We start from the raw sequence: 15,341 nt of genomic DNA, 5'->3' as shown, positions 1-15,341 counted from the left end.
AAAGCCTGACCGGTATTTATCAGCTAAGATCGCCGGCTTTCTTGTAGCGATAAGGACATCACAATGATCCTCACTGTTTTCCTGGTCATTTTCATCTGCGTCTCAAGTGTGATTACGCTCTATTTGATCAGCCTCTACAACCAACTGGTGAGTTTGCGCAACCGTTTCAAAAATGCGTTCAGCCAGATAGAAGTACAACTCAAGCGGCGCCATGACTTGATTCCCAACCTGGTCGAGACCGCCAAGACTTATATGAGCCATGAGCGCGACACGCTGATGGCCGTCACCGAGGCGCGCAATGCTTCCGCAGCCTGCCTCAATGTCGCAGCGGCAGAACCTGGCAGCGCGCAGTCAATAGTGCACTTGGGCCAGACCGAGGGCCGACTCAACAGGGCCATGGATAAACTGAACATCTCGCTAGAAGCGTATCCGGACCTGCGTGCATCGGAAACCATGATGCAGTTGAACTACGAAATGACCAATACCGAAAACCGTATCGCCTTCGCCCGCCAGTTCTTCAATGACTCAGTGATGAACTACAACACCTTCCGGCAGAAATTCCCCACGGTGCTGATGGCGGAAGCGTTTGGCCATGGGGCAGACGCCACCTTGCTGGAGTTTGCCGACAGCGAGCAGATTCAAAATACTCCGGTCGTCTCCTTTATCTGATAGCCGCCACGGATGGCCGTATGAATTTTTTCGAAACCCAGGACCGCGCCAGGCGCGGCGCCAGGTATGGCATGCTGCTGATGGCCGCCATTGTGCTAAGCCCGGCGGTGTTTTGGACGTATTCAGTGCCATCGCTCGGTAAGGTCTACTGGTATGACCCCCTGTTTTTTTGCTTGGTGATAATTTTCGTCATGGCGGCAGCCTGTTGGTACCAGAGCCACAGGTTCTGTGATAGCAGCGACTCCATTTCCATGGATTTTGGCGGGCACCTTATCAGCCTGCAGCCAGAAGAAGGTGATCGCTGGGTGCTGGATATTGTCGAGGAAATGGCCATTGCCTCCGGCAGCCAGGTACCCATGGTTTACGTGCTTCTAGATCAAGAAGGCATCAATGCCTTTTCCCCCGGGTTCACACCGCAGGATTCAGCCATTGCGGTGACCTACGGCGCGACGGTTTTGCTTAACCGTGAAGAAATGCAAGCGCTGGTTGCCCATTTGTTCTGCCAGATTCATAACAACGACATGCGCATGGATATACGCATGGTGGGGCTGGATACGGGCGCATTGGTCTTGGCTTTCCTGATGGCGCTATCAACCGCCGGTAGTTTTTTACTGTTCGGATTCGGCTGGTGTGCACTCGTTCTTTTCGCCACATCCCGTATTGCTCGCCAGCGCAAATACCTGGCCGACGCCACGGCAGCACAGCTCACTCGCAACCCCCAGAGCGTGGCGAGTGTGCTGAAGAAAATTGAAGGATATGAATACGGGTCACTGCTCAGAGGCGAAGAGACATCTCTTTTCCTTTCGACGTTCTTTGCAGCCCCCTTCGAAACGTTCAGAGATCATTTTGCCTCGCCCCATCCTTCACTTGAAAAACGCATCAAACGCCTCGATCCGGGCTGGGACGGCGAGTACCCGTATGTCCCATCGCTGGCCTCGCTGGTAGGCAGCGATGAGGCTACCGCCGAGAATCGTCGCCGGTGGCAGGAGCTCGGGGCAATCTCTACGGCTGTCCGTCGAAAGGGCGAGGAAGCCACCGCAGCGCACCTGTACCAAACCCAGGTAAACCTGAGCAAGATTCCTGCAGAGGTGAGAGCAGCTGCACGCCACACCAGCGGTGCACAGGCGTTGATCTACCGGTTGCTGCTCTGCGCGAATGAGGACGCTCGAGCGCAGCAACTGAACTTTTTGCAAGGGGTTCCCGACCCGGAAGTCGTTCAGTTCTTGCAGGGTTTGAGCGAACCCATGAACGGCCTGGATGGCTACCTGCGCTTGCCACTGTTCGACTTGTGCATTCCCGCACTCAAGCATCTCGAAACCGACTCGTTCCAGCAGTTTACTCACAATATTTCGCTACTGATCCGAACCGATAACCGAACCTATCTGATGGGTCTGGCCCTGCTTCATATCCTCAATACCCAGGTTCTAGGTGCACCGAAAACCAAAGGCCGCTATCTGCTGCGCCAGTTTGAAAGGGATGTCACGCTATTGCTCAAGGTACTCGCGATCATCGGCCATAGAGGCGGTGCGCAGGCGCAGCTGGCTTATTCCCGGGCCTGTGAAGTATTGCCCTTCCATGTGCCCCCAACGAATAGGGTTGATGGCAGCGAAGAACTGGAGGCGGTAGAGATTGCCTTGAAAAGGCTGCCCGAACTCAAGCAACAGGATAAGGACATCCTGATGGACGCAATCGCTGTCTGTATTGAGCACGACGGTCGTATAACCCATGAAGAAATAGAGCTGATGCGAGCGATTGCCAACATTCTGGACTGCCCGATGCCGGCAAGGTTTCAGACGCCATCACTCAAAGACACTTGCGCGACGCCATTGCCTCCATGAAATTAATCCTGTAATTTTTCATGAAATTATTTGATATAAATTTCATGAACCAACAAGAAGAACTCGACGCCCTGGCGATCCTGATTCACGACCTGCGCAAACACAAGAAGCTCACCCTCGCCCAATTGGCGCAGAGGATCGAGCGTTCCGTAGGTTTCCTGTCCCAAGTGGAACGCGGCTTGTCGCGGCCTACCGTGGCCGACCTGACCGCGATCAGCCACGCCCTCGACGTGCCCACCACGTATTTCTACAGCCTGTCCAAACCCAAGGCCGTGAGCTGGGTGACCCGCCCCAATGAGCGGCGCACGGTGTATTACGCCAACGGCATCACCGACATCCTCGTCTCGCCGAGCATGAATGGCGCGTTCTCGATGCTCGACAGCCTGTTGGCCCCCGGCGCCAACAGCGGCGAGCAAACCATGAGCGACCGTGCCGAACAGGCCGGTTTTGTACTTGAAGGCGAGTTGACCTTGTGGGTCGAGGGTGAGGCTGACTCGGTCACCCTCGGCCCTGGTGACAGCTTCCACCTGGCCAGCTTTGCTCATTGCCGCTACGCCAACCTGACCGATCTGCCCGCCCGCGTGCTGTGGGTCTACAACTAGGAGCAACACCCGTGAAAAGCCAATCTTCCACGTTGCTGGCCGAAGTACGGACCTTTCGCCAGAACCACCCCGACGTGCGGTATGTGGACCTGATCGCCCTGGATATCCCAGGGCATTTCTACGGTAAGCGCTACCCAATAGAGATGCTCGAAAAGGTCGCCGCCGGCAGCCCCCTGAAGCTGCCACAGAACGCCGTGCTGCTGGGGACTCAAGGCGGGCTGTTCAAGATTGGTGACTATTGCTTCCATGACGGCGATCCGGACGCCAATCGCCGCCTGGTGCCGGGCACGCTCAAGCCGGTGAGCTGGGAATCGCAGCCGTTGGGCCAGATGCTGATCACCTCCGACGGCACCGACGCCCCGATCGAATTCGAGCCCCGTGAAGTCCTGGCCAAGGTGCTGGAACGCCTGCAGCACAAAGGCATTCACCCAGTGGTGGCGTTCGAACTGGAGTTCTACCTGTTCGACAAAAAACTCGACAACGGCCTGCCGCAATTCGCCCGCGACCCGCTGAGCGAGGATGCCGACGACCAGCCCAACCTGCATATCGACCGGCTCTCGCGCTTCAGTGAAGTGCTCGACGATATGGCGCAGACCGCCAAGGACCAGGGTATCGACATCACGGTGATCACGGCCGAGATCGGCCCCGGCCAGTTCGAGATCAATTTCGGCCACCTCGACGATGGCCTGCGCGCTGCCGACTGGGCCGCCCTGTTCTGCCGCAGCACCCGCGGCGTGGCGTTGAAGCATGGCCACCGCGCCAGCTTCATGGCCAAGCCTTACCTGCAATACCCCGGCAGCGGCATGCATGTGCATGTGAGCCTGTATGACGGCGCCGGCAATAACCTGCTGGCGGCCCATCAGCAGCAACCGCTGCGCCATGCGGTCGCCGGCTGCCTGGAACTGCTGCCGCACTGCATGCCGATCTTCTCGCCCAACCACAACGCCTTCCGCCGCCTGGGTGGCACGGTCAACGCGGCGACCCGCGCCAGCTGGGGCTTTGAGGACCGCGATGCGTGCGTGCGCATTCCCGAATCCGACCCGCGCAACCTGCGCATCGAGCACCGCCTGGCCAGCGCCGACGCCAATCCGTACCTGGTTCTGGCGGCCATCCTGGCCGGGCTGGAACATGGCCTTGAGGCCAAGCGCGAACCCATCGCGCCGTTGAACGAGGACCGCAACAGCGGCACCGACTTCCCCCTGGAAATGCTCGACGCCGTGCGCGCCATGCAGCATCAATCGGTCGTGCGCGATAAGCTGGGCGCCGAATTTGTCGACGTATACTGCGAAAACAAACGCCAGGATCACCTGGCCTTCCAACAAGAGATCAATGCGCGCGAATACCGCTGGTTTCTCTGACCCCATGGATAACCGATGACCGACCAAAGCGCCCCGGCCCTGAAGGAAATTTTCAACGTCGAACGCCTGCAGCACATCGCCCGCGAGATGAGCGCGGTGTACCCGGCGTTCGACGCCAAGGGTTTTCTCAAGCACGCCAAGGCCGGGCTGGCGCAGTTGTCGGTGATGCAGCGCATGGCGCGGGTCAGCGAGAGCCTGCACGCGGTGATCCCGCTGGAGTATGCGCAGACCCTCAAGCTGCTCTACGCGCTGGCCCCGCGGCTGAACAGCGCATTTGTCAGCCTGTTCCTGCCGCATTACGTGGCGAGTTACGGCCAGGCTGACTTCAAGCGCTCCATGGCCGCGCTCAAATACTTCACCACGTTTGGCTCGGCGGAATTCGCGATCCGCCACTTTCTGCTGCATGATTTCGCGCACACGCTGGCGGTGATGCAAGCCTGGTCGCTGGACGACAACGAACACGTGCGCCGCCTCGCCAGCGAAGGCTCGCGCCCGCGCCTGCCCTGGTCGTTTCGCCTGGCCGAGGTACAGGCCAACCCCGAGCTGTGCGCGTCGATCCTCAATAATCTCAAGGCCGACAGCAGCCTGTATGTGCGCAAATCCGTCGCCAACCATCTCAACGACATCACCAAGGACCACCCGGACTGGGTACTCGACCTGATCGAGGGCTGGAACCTCGACAATCCCCACACCGCCTGGATCGCCCGCCACGCGCTGCGCAGCCTGATCAAGCAAGGCAACACCCGCGCGCTGACCATCATGGGCGCCGGCGCCAAGGCCGACGTGAAGATTCAGCACCTGAGCGTCACGCCGGCAGTGATCACGCTGGGCGAACGCATCACCCTGTCATTCAGCCTGGAATCCACCGCCGCCACCGCGCAGAAACTGGTGGTGGACTACGCCATCGACTACGTCAAAAGCGCCGGGCACAGCGCGGCCAAAGTCTTCAAGCTCAAGGCATTCACGCTGGGCGCGGGTGAACAGCAACGTATCAGCCGCGAGCAACACATCCGCGAATTGACCACCCGCAAGCACTATCCGGGCAAGCATACCGTGCACGTGATGGTGAATGGTGAACGCCTGGGCAGTGCTGACTTCGTATTGCGCGACTGACGCCGGTGGGGCAACACCCAGGTCCACTGGGGGATTGGAGTAGGCCTAGGCACCCGGGTGTACGCAGGTCAAATGTGGGAGCTGGCTTGCCTGCTAAAGCGGTGGGTCAGGCACCGAATGCATCAACTGACAGCCCGCCATCGCGGGCAAGCCCGCTCCCACAGGGGGATCCGGGTATGCCTCGGGCTACCGGGTGTAAGCAGATCAAATGTGGGAGCTGGCTTGCCTGCGAAAGCGGTGGGTCAGTTGCCGAATGCATCAACTGACACACCGCCTTCGCGAGCAAGCCCGCTCCCACACGGGGATCCGGGTATTACTCTGGGCCTCGGGTGTAAGCAGATCAAATGTGGGAGCTGGCTTGCCTGCGAAAGCGGTAGATCAGGCACCGAATGCATCAACTGACAGCCCGCCTTCGCGAGCAAGCCCGCTCCCACAGGGGGATCCGGGTATGCCTCGGGCTCCCGGGTGTAAGCAGATCAACGGTAGGAGCTGGCTGCCTGCGAAAGCGGTAGATCAGGCACCGAATGCATCAACTGACAGCCCGCCTTCGCGAGCAAGCCCGCTCCCACAGAGGGATCCGGGTATGCCTCGGGCTCCCGGGTGTAAGCAGATCAAATGTGGGAGCTGGCTTGCCTGCGAAAGCGGTGGGTCAGGCATGCACGGCATCAACTGACAGCCCGCCTTCGCGAGCAAGCCCGCTCCTACAGGGGGATCCGGGTATGCCTCGGGCTCCCGGGTGTAAGCAGATCAAATGTGGGAGCTGGCTTGCCTGCGAAGGCGGTAGATCAGGCACCCACTGCGTCAACTGACACTCCGCCATCGCGAGCAAGCCCGCCGTTTTCGAGCCAGGTTCTTCAGGCAGATTCGCCAAGCAACAACCCCTGCTCCCGCGCGCACAACTCCACCACGTAATCCCACAACACCCGCAGTCGCACCGATTTGTGCAGTTCACGCCGCGAACTGATCCAGTAGCTGCGCTGGATACTCTCTGCCGGCAGCAACGGCACCAGGTCCGGGTCGCCAGAGGCCATGAAGCACGGCAGCACGGCAATCCCCAAGCCTGACCGTGCAGCCTGGTGTTGGGCGATGACGCTGGTGCTGTGGAACACCACCTTGGGGTTACGACAGAAGCTGCTGAGGAATTTCAGTTCCTGGCTGAACAACAGATCGTCGACGTAATCGATCCATGAATGGGCGGCGAGGTCTTCGCGCTTTTCGATCGGCGGATTGCGCGCAAGGTAGGCGCGGCTGGCGTAGAGCGCGAGGCGATAGTCGGTGAGTTTGCGCGTGACCAGTTGATCGACGCTGGGGCGTTCGAGGTGGATGCTGATTTCCGCTTCGCGGTTGAGGATGCTGACGAAACGCGGCACCGCAAGCAGTTCCACCTCCAACCCGGGATAGCGTTCGAACAGCCCGCCCATGCGACCGGCAAGGAACATTACGCCCAAGCCCTCGGCCACGCCGAGACGGATCTTCCCCAAGGGCGCGGCGGAATGGGTGAGTTCGTCTTCGGCCAGCAGCGCCACGTTTTCCATGGCCTCGGCATGCTTGAGCAAGGCTTCGCCGGCCGGAGTCAATTCATAGCCCTGGGCGTGTTGCACGAACAGCGCGGTGCCGAGGCTCTTTTCGATCGCCTCGATATGCCGGGCCACCGTGGCATGCGTCGTCTTCAAGCGTTGCGCGGCGGTGAGCAGGCGGCCGCTGCGCTGCAACTCGAGAAAATACCGCAGGTCATTCCAGTCGAACATTCAGCCTCCCTCCCTTGGGCATAACTCACTACACGACCGCGAAGACTGGCCCCGTGCCTGTGGCGAGCAAGCTTGCCCGCTCGCCACAGCGGTCGCACTGTTTAAAAACGCACAGCAGCTGGGTAAAAACTAACATTTTTAAGACGAAAACTAACAACTAGGATGGAACCAATAAGAAAAACAAGCGAGACCTCAGATGTCCATTGCAACTGCTGAATACGACTACGTGGTAGTAGGCGCCGGCCCCGCAGGCTGCCTGCTGGCCAATCGACTCTCCGCCAATCCGGCCCACCGCGTGTTGCTGCTCGAAGCCGGTGGCCGCGACAACTATCCCTGGATCCATATTCCCGTCGGCTACCTGTTCTGCATCGGCAACCCGCGCACCGACTGGTGCTTCAAGACCGAGGCCCAGGAAGGCCTGCAAGGCCGTGCGCTGAGTTATCCACGCGGCAAGGTGCTCGGCGGTTGCTCGTCGATCAACGGCATGATCTACATGCGTGGCCAGGCCCAGGACTACGACGGTTGGGCAGCGGCGGGCAATGCAGGCTGGGGTTGGAAAGACGTGCTGCCGCTGTTCAAGCAGAGCGAAAACCATTTTGCCGGCAGCTCGGAGTTCCACAGCGATGGCGGCGAATGGCGAGTCGAGCAACAGCGCCTGCACTGGCCGATTCTGGATGCCTTTCGAGATGCGGCGGCGCAAAGCGGCATCGCCTCCATCAGCGACTTCAACCAGGGCGATAACGAAGGCTGCGGCTACTTCCAGGTCAACCAGAAGGCCGGCGTCCGCTGGAATGCGGCCAAGGCGTTTCTCAAGCCCATCCGTCAACGCCCCAATCTCACCGTGCTGACCGACGTGGAAGTCGACCGCGTACTCCTGGAAAACGGCCGCGCCTCCCAAGTCGTCGGGCGTCAACACGGCCAGCAGTCGAGCTGGAGGGCGCGCAAGGAAATCGTGCTGTGCGCCGGCTCCGTGGGCTCGCCGGGCATCCTGCAACGCTCGGGCATCGGCCCCTCCAACGTCCTCAAGCCGCTGGGCATCGAGGTGCTGCACGAGCTGCCGGGCGTCGGTGGCAACCTGCAGGACCACCTGCAACTGCGGCTGATCTACAAGCTGGAAAAAGCCCGAACCCTCAACCAGATCGCCGGCAGCGTGTGGGGCAAGATGGGCATGGGCCTGCGCTACCTGTACGACCGCAGCGGCCCGCTGTCGATGGCGCCGAGCCAGTTGGGTGCGTTTGCCCGCTCGGGCCCGGAACAGACTTCGGCCAACCTTGAATACCATGTGCAGCCGCTGTCGCTGGAGCGTTTTGGCGAACCGCTGCACGCGTTCCCCGCCTTTACTGCGTCAGTCTGCGACCTGCGCCCGCAGAGCCGTGGCCGCATTGATATCCGCTCGGCCAATCCGGGGGATGCGCCGCTGATCCGGCCCAACTACCTCAGCCATCCGGAAGATCTGCGCGTGGCCGCAGATGCCATTCGCCTGACCCGGCGCATCGTCGCCGCGCCGGCCTTGAGCCAATTCAAGCCGGTTGAATACCTGCCCGGTGATTCGCTGCAGACCGAAGAGGAGCTGCACGAAGCCGCAGCGCGAATCGGGACTACAATCTTCCATCCAGTGGGCACCTGCCGCATGGGCACTGACCAGGACGCCGTGGTCGACGCACAACTGCGCGTGCATGGCGTACCGGGCCTGCGCATTGCCGACGCCTCGATCATGCCGCGCATTACCTCCGGCAATACCTGTTCACCGACGCTGATGATCGCGGAGAAAGCCGCGCAGCTAATCCTTTCGCCGAACACAAGGAACCTTGCCCCCGAGAGAGAAATGACCGCACCCGCATGACCAGCAGGCGTCCGGCCTGGCGATAGCGCATCCAGGGTTTGCATCTGGCTTTACGCCATCGCCCGGCCGGACACCGGCAGGAAGGACAACCGGCGCCAAGGTTGGCGCCGACAGTGGAACAACAATAAATAATCACTGTGAGGGTTACCCGATGTCAGAACATGCTCAACCCCTGGGCTCGGCGATTACCGCGAGTGCCGGCAACGATTCAAGAAAGGTCATCTTCGCCTCGTCCCTCGGGACGGTGTTCGAGTGGTATGACTTTTTCCTCTATGGCGCCCTGGCGGCCGTGATCAGCAAGCAGTTCTTTGCCGGGGTCAACGACACCACCGCGTTTATCTTTGCCTTGATGGCCTTTGCCGCCGGCTTCGTGGTGCGCCCGTTCGGCGCGCTGGTGTTCGGCCGCCTGGGCGACATGATCGGACGCAAATACACCTTTCTCGTCACCATCATCCTGATGGGCGTGGCGACCTTCTGCGTCGGCCTGTTGCCGACGTATGCGAGCATCGGCATCGCGGCGCCGGTCATCCTGATCGTGTTGCGCATGCTGCAAGGCCTGGCCCTGGGCGGCGAGTACGGCGGCGCAGCCACCTATGTGGCCGAGCACGCGCCCGCCGGCAAACGCGGCCTGCACACCAGCTGGATCCAGTCCACCGCCACCCTCGGCCTGCTGTTGTCGCTGCTGGTGGTGCTGGCGTGCCGTTACTTCACCGGCGACCAGTTTGAAGTCTGGGGCTGGCGGATTCCGTTCCTGTTCTCCATCGTGCTGCTGGGCATTTCCACCTGGATCCGCATGAGCCTGCACGAATCGCCGGCATTCCTGAAGATGAAAGAGGAAGGCAAGGCCAGTAAGTCGCCGATCCGCGAGTCCTTCGGCAAGTGGGAAAACCTCAAGGTGGTGCTGATTGCGCTGTTCAGCATCAACGGCGGCCAAGCCGTGACCTTCTACGCCGCGCAGTTCTACGTGCTGTTCTTCCTCACGCAGTTCCTGAAAATGGACCCGGCCCTGGCCAACATGCTGCTGATCATCAGCGTGGTGATTGGCGCGCCGTTCTTTATCCTGTTTGGCTGGCTGTCGGACAAGGTCGGGCGCAAGCCGGTGCTGATGCTCGGCCTGCTGCTGGCCACCGCGCTGTATTTCCCGATCTTCAAAGGCCTGGCGCACTACACCAACCCGGCGATGGACCAGGCCAGCCATCAGGCACCGATCACCGTCTTGGCCGACCCGGCCACCTGCACCTTCCAGTTCGACCCGGTGGGCAAGGCGCGTTTTGACAGCCCGTGCGACAAGGTCAAGACCTTCCTGGTCAAGCAGGGCCTGCCCTACAGCAGCGCCGCCGCCCCGGCGGGCAGCCCGGTGCAGGTGAGCGTGGGTGAAGTGCGCATCGACGGTTACGACGAAGCGGCCCTGCGTGGCGCCGTGACCCTGGCCGGTTACCCGACTTCGGCGGATGTAGCCCAGGTCAACAAGGTGATGGTGGTGGTGCTGATCGTGGCGCTGATCCTGATTGCCGCCATGTGCTACGGCCCGCTGGCGGCGCTGATGGTGGAGCTGTTCCCGACGCGTATCCGCTACACCTCGATGTCGCTGCCCTACCACATCGGTAACGGCTGGTTTGGCGGGTTCCTGCCAACCGTGTCGTTTGCGCTGGTGGTGTACACCGGCGATATTTTCTACGGGCTGTGGTACCCGGTGGTAGTGACCGGCGTGAGCTTGATTGTCGGGTTGTTCTGCCTCAAGGAAACCCGGCATGTGGACATCAATAACAACTGACTGACCCGTGCCCCCGTCCTTGACGGGCGGGGGCGCACACAAATTGCTGTATATCCATCCAGATAACAGTTGATCAAATCCCTTCTTTTGCCCATCCTGCTCCCCATTCAACTGTGTAACGAATGGGCTGAGCATGCGGCTTTACCTCTGTGAAAAACCTTCCCAGGCCAAGGACATTGCGGCCGTGCTCGGCGCCAGCCGGCGCGGCGACGGGTGCTGGCTGGGCAACGGGGTCACAGTCACCTGGTGCATCGGCCACCTGCTGGAAACCGCCCCGCCCGACGCCTACGACGCCAAATACAAACGCTGGGTGCTGGCTGACCTGCCGATCGTCCCGGAAAAATGGAAGATGCAGGTCAAGCCCAAGACCGCCAGCCAGTTCAAGGCGGTCAAGCGCCTGCTGGGGGAAGCCCAGGAACTGGTGATCGCTACCGACGCCGACCGCGAGGGCGAAATGATCGCCCGCGAACTGGTGGAGCATTGCCGCTATCGCGGGCCAATCCAACGGTTGTGGCTGTCGGCGCTCGACGATGCCTCGATTCGCAAGGCATTGGCGGCGCTCAAGCCCGGGGCTGAAACCTTCAGCCTGTACCACTCGGCCCTGGGCCGTTCGCGCGCCGACTGGTTGATCGGCATGAACATGAGTCGCCTGTTTACCCTGCTGGGGCGCCAGTCCGGCTATCAAGGTGTGTTACCGGTAGGCCGTGTGCAAACGCCGACCTTGCGCCTGGTGGTCGACCGCGACCGCAGCATCGCCGACTTCGTACCGGTGGCGTACTGGGCCATCGATGTCGACCTGCGCCATGAGCGCATGACCTTCACCGCCCAATGGCGCGCGGCCGAAGATGCCTGTGACGACCAGGGCCGTTGCCTCAACCCGCAATTGGCTCGCGACGCCGCCGACGCCATGACCGACGCCGCCAGTGCGCGGTTGGTGAAGCTGCGCACCGAGCGCATGCGCGAGGTCGCGCCCCTGCCCTTCGACCTCGGTACCCTGCAGGAGATCTGCTCGAAGAAGCTCGGCCTCGGCGCCCAGGAAACCCTGGATATCGCGCAATCGCTCTACGAAACCCACAAGGCCATCACCTACCCGCGCAGCGACTGCGGCTATCTGCCACTCAGCCAGCACAGCGAGGCACCGAAGATCCTCGCCGCGCTGGGCCGTGCCGATGCGGCGGTGGATGCGTTGATGCCGCATATCGACCCGCAGCGCCGTTCGCGGGCGTGGAACGATGCCAAGGTCAGCGCGCACCACGGCATCATTCCCACTGGTGCGGGCAAGGATGCCGGCCAACTGACCGGCAAGCACCGTGCGGTCTACACCCTGATACGCGCGCGCTACCTGGCGCAGTTCCTGCCCAACCATGAGTACGATCGCACCCAGGCCGATTTTGACTGTGCCGGCCAGGCTCTACGCGCGGTGGGCAAAGTGGTGATCGAGCCGGGCTGGAAACGCGCCCTGCCCGAAGCCCTGGCCCCGGCAAAGGGCCGCGAGGCACCGGCACCGCAGGCGTTGCCGACGCTGGTGCAGGGGCAGGACTACGCGGTGGCCAAGGTCAACCTCAAGGACCTGTGGACCCAGCCGCCCAAGCCCTTTACCGAAGGCGACCTGATCAAGGCGATGAAAAACGTCGCCAAGCTGGTGGAAGACCCGCTGCTCAAGCAAAAGCTCAAGGACACCACCGGGATCGGCACCGAGGCCACCCGCGCCGGGATCATTCAGGGATTGCTGGACCGGGGTTATCTGCTGAAAAACGGCAAGGCACTATCTGCCACCCCGGCTGCGTTCAGCCTGATCGATGCGGTGCCACGGGCGATTGCCGACCCTGGTACCACCGCGATCTGGGAACAGGCGCTGGACATGGTGCAAAGCGGTGAAATGAGCCTGGAGGAATTCGTTGCCAAGCAAGCGGCCTGGATGAGCAAGCAAGTGGCACGCTGCAACGGCATGCGCATGACCATAACCGGGCCAGCAAGCCCGGCAGGCCGGGGCGCTACACCGTGGAAAAAGAAGCGAAAAAGCGCGCCTCGCAAGACTACGGCCGCCCCCAAGCGCAGCAAAAAGTCGACTAATACCGGGTAAACGCCGAAAAAATCCGGCTAATGACGTTTTTCGACGGGTTTAACGCCGCTTTGGACCTTGCTCCGGCGTAGGCGGTCTAGGATTCTGTAGGGGACCCGCTGACTTCCTAACAACAACACCGGAGTGGCCGCCATGAAAACCGTCGCACAAGTGCTCAAAGCCAAGGATCAGAAAAACCAGGACGTGCACACTATCCAATGGGACCACACCGTGTTTGAAGCGCTGGTGCGGATGTCGGAGAAAAACGTCGGCGCCTTGCCGGTCGTCAAGGAAGGCGCGGTGGTCGGGATCATCAGCGAGCGCGATTACGCACGCAAACTCATCCTCAAGGGCCTGTCGTCGGTCACCACACGGGTCGATGAAGTCATGAGTTCCCCGGTGATAACGGTCGACACCCACAAAAGTGTCGAGGAATGCATGAACATCATGACCGACAGTCACCTGCGCCACCTGCCCGTGGTCGAAGGCGGCAAACTGCTGGGCCTGCTGTCCATCGGCGACCTGGTCAAGGAAGCCATCGCCGAACAGGCCGACCTGATCAAGCAGCTGGAGCAGTACATTCGCGGCGAATAGGGGAACCCATGCTCGACACGCTGGAACATCAAGAAGACCACCTCGACACCTTGTACCGGGCCATGGCCGAACGGCGTTTCCTGGTACTGACCGGGGCGGGGATCAGCACCTCATCGGGGATCCCCGACTACCGCGACAGTGAAGGTGTACGTCGGGGCAAGGCCCCAATGATGTATCAGGAATTCCTCGCCACCCCACAGGCACGACGCCGTTATTGGGCGCGGGCGATGCTGGGCTGGCCGAGGGTGCGCATTGCGCAGCCGAACAAGGCTCACCTGGCACTGGCGACCCTGCAGCAACGCCAGCGCATCAGCGGGCTGATCACGCAAAACGTCGATACCCTGCATGACCAGGCCGGCAGCCATGACGTGATCGAGCTGCACGGCAGCCTGCACCGGGTGCTGTGCCTGGATTGCCAACTGCGCAGCACGCGCGATGTGATCCAGCGGCAGATGGAAATCGATAACCCCTACCTTGCGCAGGTGCATGCGGTACAAGCGCCAGACGGTGACACCCTCCTCGACCCGACGTTTGAAGAACACTTCCAGGTGCCCCACTGCCCTCACTGCAACGGTGAACGGCTGAAGCCGGACGTGGTGTTCTTTGGCGAAAACGTCGCCCCGGCAACTGCAGCCAGGGCGATGGCGGCGGTCGAGCAAGCAGAAGGCTTGCTGGTAGTGGGCTCGTCACTGATGGCCTATTCGGCATTTCGCCTCTGCAAGGCGATGGTTGAACACGGCAAGCCCGTGATTGCCATCAACCTGGGCAAGACCCGTGGGGATGAGCTGTTGCAGGTGAAGATCGAGGCGTCGTGCGAGCAGTTGTTGCCTCTGCTGGCTGATCGTTTGAGATAACCCCTATGCCAGCTCCTACATGGCTGCACACCCATTTCATCCCCTCGGATCGACGACCCACCCCTCCAAAAAATGACGCCCAAGTCACGTTTTCCGGGATTCTCCCGTCCTCACAGGGATTTATGTAGTGCTTTAAAAAAATCACTACATAACCGTTGACGTAACGTTTTTGTCCTTGCATGATCTAGACGTCTCCCGGATCGGGAGCGTTGGTAACACGTGTTTTGAACAAGCTCGTCTGACCGCCGAGCTGTTTTTTCCGGATGTGCACTGCCCACAAGGCAGATTGATGAAGCTGACCGGCCCGGAAGGATCGGTACAAGGAGCTCAAACGCTGCTTGTCTTCGTTATGAAACCATTGCGTAGCAGTTCATCAGCAAGACTACATGCATCAGGTTCAAGACCCTGCCCGTATTCGGCAGACCGTCACTGACGCCCGGTTTTTGAAGCCGGAGACAACTAAGCAGTTTTAACGGAATCAACTGATAGATCGCCAACTGGTCAAGGGGCTTACACATGAATCTGAACAACCAACCAACTATCGATGAATTGGCTGAGATGTTCGCAGCGCAGAAAGACACACTCGACGACCATATCCTGTGGATTGGCAAATCGGGCGAAGTGCAAATTGACTGCCTGGCGCCCCACACCGAAGAAGCCGAGTTCGACCGCAATAACCGTGAACTGGCGGCGCGCCTGAAGATGTACCGCCGCGGCCAGGGTTATGTCGGCAAGAAGGCCGCGGCCGATCGCAACTTTATCGAGCAAGTGTTCCATACACTTAATACCGAATGGCAGCACCTCAAAGGCCAATCGCAGGTTAAAGTGATTGATAAATACTGCTGATAAAACTAATTAACACATTAAGTCCGCCCGGTTCGCCGAG

The 15,341-nt window shown here is 60.6% G+C and carries 12 protein-coding genes; 11 read left to right on the top strand and 1 reads right to left on the bottom strand.

The genetic code is table 11. The features are described from left to right. The first annotated feature begins 63 nt into the window (after positions 1 to 63). Genes JFU04_RS09600 through JFU04_RS09580 form a run of 5 tightly spaced genes read left to right on the top strand, consistent with a single transcriptional unit; the run spans position 64 to position 5,580 of the window. Entirely contained in the window at positions 64 to 669 is a 606-nt protein-coding gene (locus tag JFU04_RS09600; RefSeq protein ID WP_120448100.1) for a LemA family protein, read from the top strand. Between the two features lie 20 nt (positions 670 to 689). Continuing rightward, a complete protein-coding gene (locus JFU04_RS09595) occupies positions 690 to 2,507 on the top strand; it encodes a M48 family metalloprotease (RefSeq protein WP_201143931.1) in 1,818 nt (605 codons plus the stop codon). A gap of 44 nt (positions 2,508 to 2,551) precedes the next feature. Then, positions 2,552 to 3,109 carry a helix-turn-helix domain-containing protein gene (locus JFU04_RS09590; protein WP_201143930.1) on the top strand — a complete coding sequence of 186 codons (558 nt, stop codon included), beginning with the start codon at positions 2,552 to 2,554 and terminating at the stop codon, positions 3,107 to 3,109. Positions 3,110 to 3,120: 11 nt separating this feature from the next. Further along, positions 3,121 to 4,467, top strand: a complete 1,347-nt coding sequence (locus tag JFU04_RS09585) for a glutamine synthetase family protein (RefSeq protein ID WP_201143929.1) — start codon at positions 3,121 to 3,123, stop codon at positions 4,465 to 4,467. A 15-nt stretch (positions 4,468 to 4,482) separates the two neighbouring features. After that, positions 4,483 to 5,580: a DNA alkylation repair protein gene (locus JFU04_RS09580; RefSeq protein ID WP_201143928.1), complete on the top strand. Its 1,098-nt coding sequence runs from the start codon at positions 4,483 to 4,485 to the stop codon at positions 5,578 to 5,580. 854 nt (positions 5,581 to 6,434) lie between these two features. Here the strand turns inward: JFU04_RS09580 and JFU04_RS09575 are convergent. After that, positions 6,435 to 7,328, bottom strand: coding sequence for a LysR family transcriptional regulator (locus tag JFU04_RS09575; protein ID WP_065905556.1), 894 nt, complete (start codon positions 7,326 to 7,328; stop codon positions 6,435 to 6,437). Between the two features lie 196 nt (positions 7,329 to 7,524). On the opposite strand from JFU04_RS09575, the gene JFU04_RS09570 reads away from it, so the two are divergent. The 6 genes from JFU04_RS09570 to JFU04_RS09545 all read left to right on the top strand — a co-directional run bounded on the left by JFU04_RS09570 (position 7,525) and on the right by JFU04_RS09545 (position 15,301). Beyond that, the gene (locus tag JFU04_RS09570) at positions 7,525 to 9,171 is read left to right on the top strand and encodes a GMC family oxidoreductase (RefSeq protein WP_106804488.1); all 1,647 of its coding nucleotides are present in this window, start codon (positions 7,525 to 7,527) and stop codon (positions 9,169 to 9,171) included. Positions 9,172 to 9,322: 151 nt separating this feature from the next. Next, complete coding sequence (locus tag JFU04_RS09565; protein ID WP_106804489.1) at positions 9,323 to 10,945, top strand: MFS transporter; 1,623 nt, start codon at positions 9,323 to 9,325, stop codon at positions 10,943 to 10,945. A gap of 133 nt (positions 10,946 to 11,078) precedes the next feature. Then, the gene (locus JFU04_RS09560; RefSeq protein ID WP_201143927.1) at positions 11,079 to 13,028 is read left to right on the top strand and encodes a DNA topoisomerase III; all 1,950 of its coding nucleotides are present in this window, start codon (positions 11,079 to 11,081) and stop codon (positions 13,026 to 13,028) included. Positions 13,029 to 13,160: 132 nt separating this feature from the next. Next, positions 13,161 to 13,601 carry a CBS domain-containing protein gene (locus JFU04_RS09555; RefSeq protein ID WP_065905552.1) on the top strand — a complete coding sequence of 147 codons (441 nt, stop codon included), beginning with the start codon at positions 13,161 to 13,163 and terminating at the stop codon, positions 13,599 to 13,601. 8 nt (positions 13,602 to 13,609) lie between these two features. Continuing rightward, positions 13,610 to 14,455, top strand: coding sequence for an NAD-dependent protein deacetylase (locus JFU04_RS09550; protein WP_065905551.1), 846 nt, complete (start codon positions 13,610 to 13,612; stop codon positions 14,453 to 14,455). Positions 14,456 to 14,971: 516 nt separating this feature from the next. Continuing rightward, the gene (locus tag JFU04_RS09545) at positions 14,972 to 15,301 is read left to right on the top strand and encodes a hypothetical protein (protein WP_201143926.1); all 330 of its coding nucleotides are present in this window, start codon (positions 14,972 to 14,974) and stop codon (positions 15,299 to 15,301) included. Positions 15,302 to 15,341: the final 40 nt, after the last annotated feature.

The organism is Pseudomonas sp. TH21, from assembly GCF_016651025.1.
Lineage (GTDB): Bacteria > Pseudomonadota > Gammaproteobacteria > Pseudomonadales > Pseudomonadaceae > Aquipseudomonas > Aquipseudomonas aylmerensis.
The sequence above is the reverse complement of the archived record's forward strand: the minus strand, read 5'-3'. Positions and strand labels throughout refer to the sequence as shown.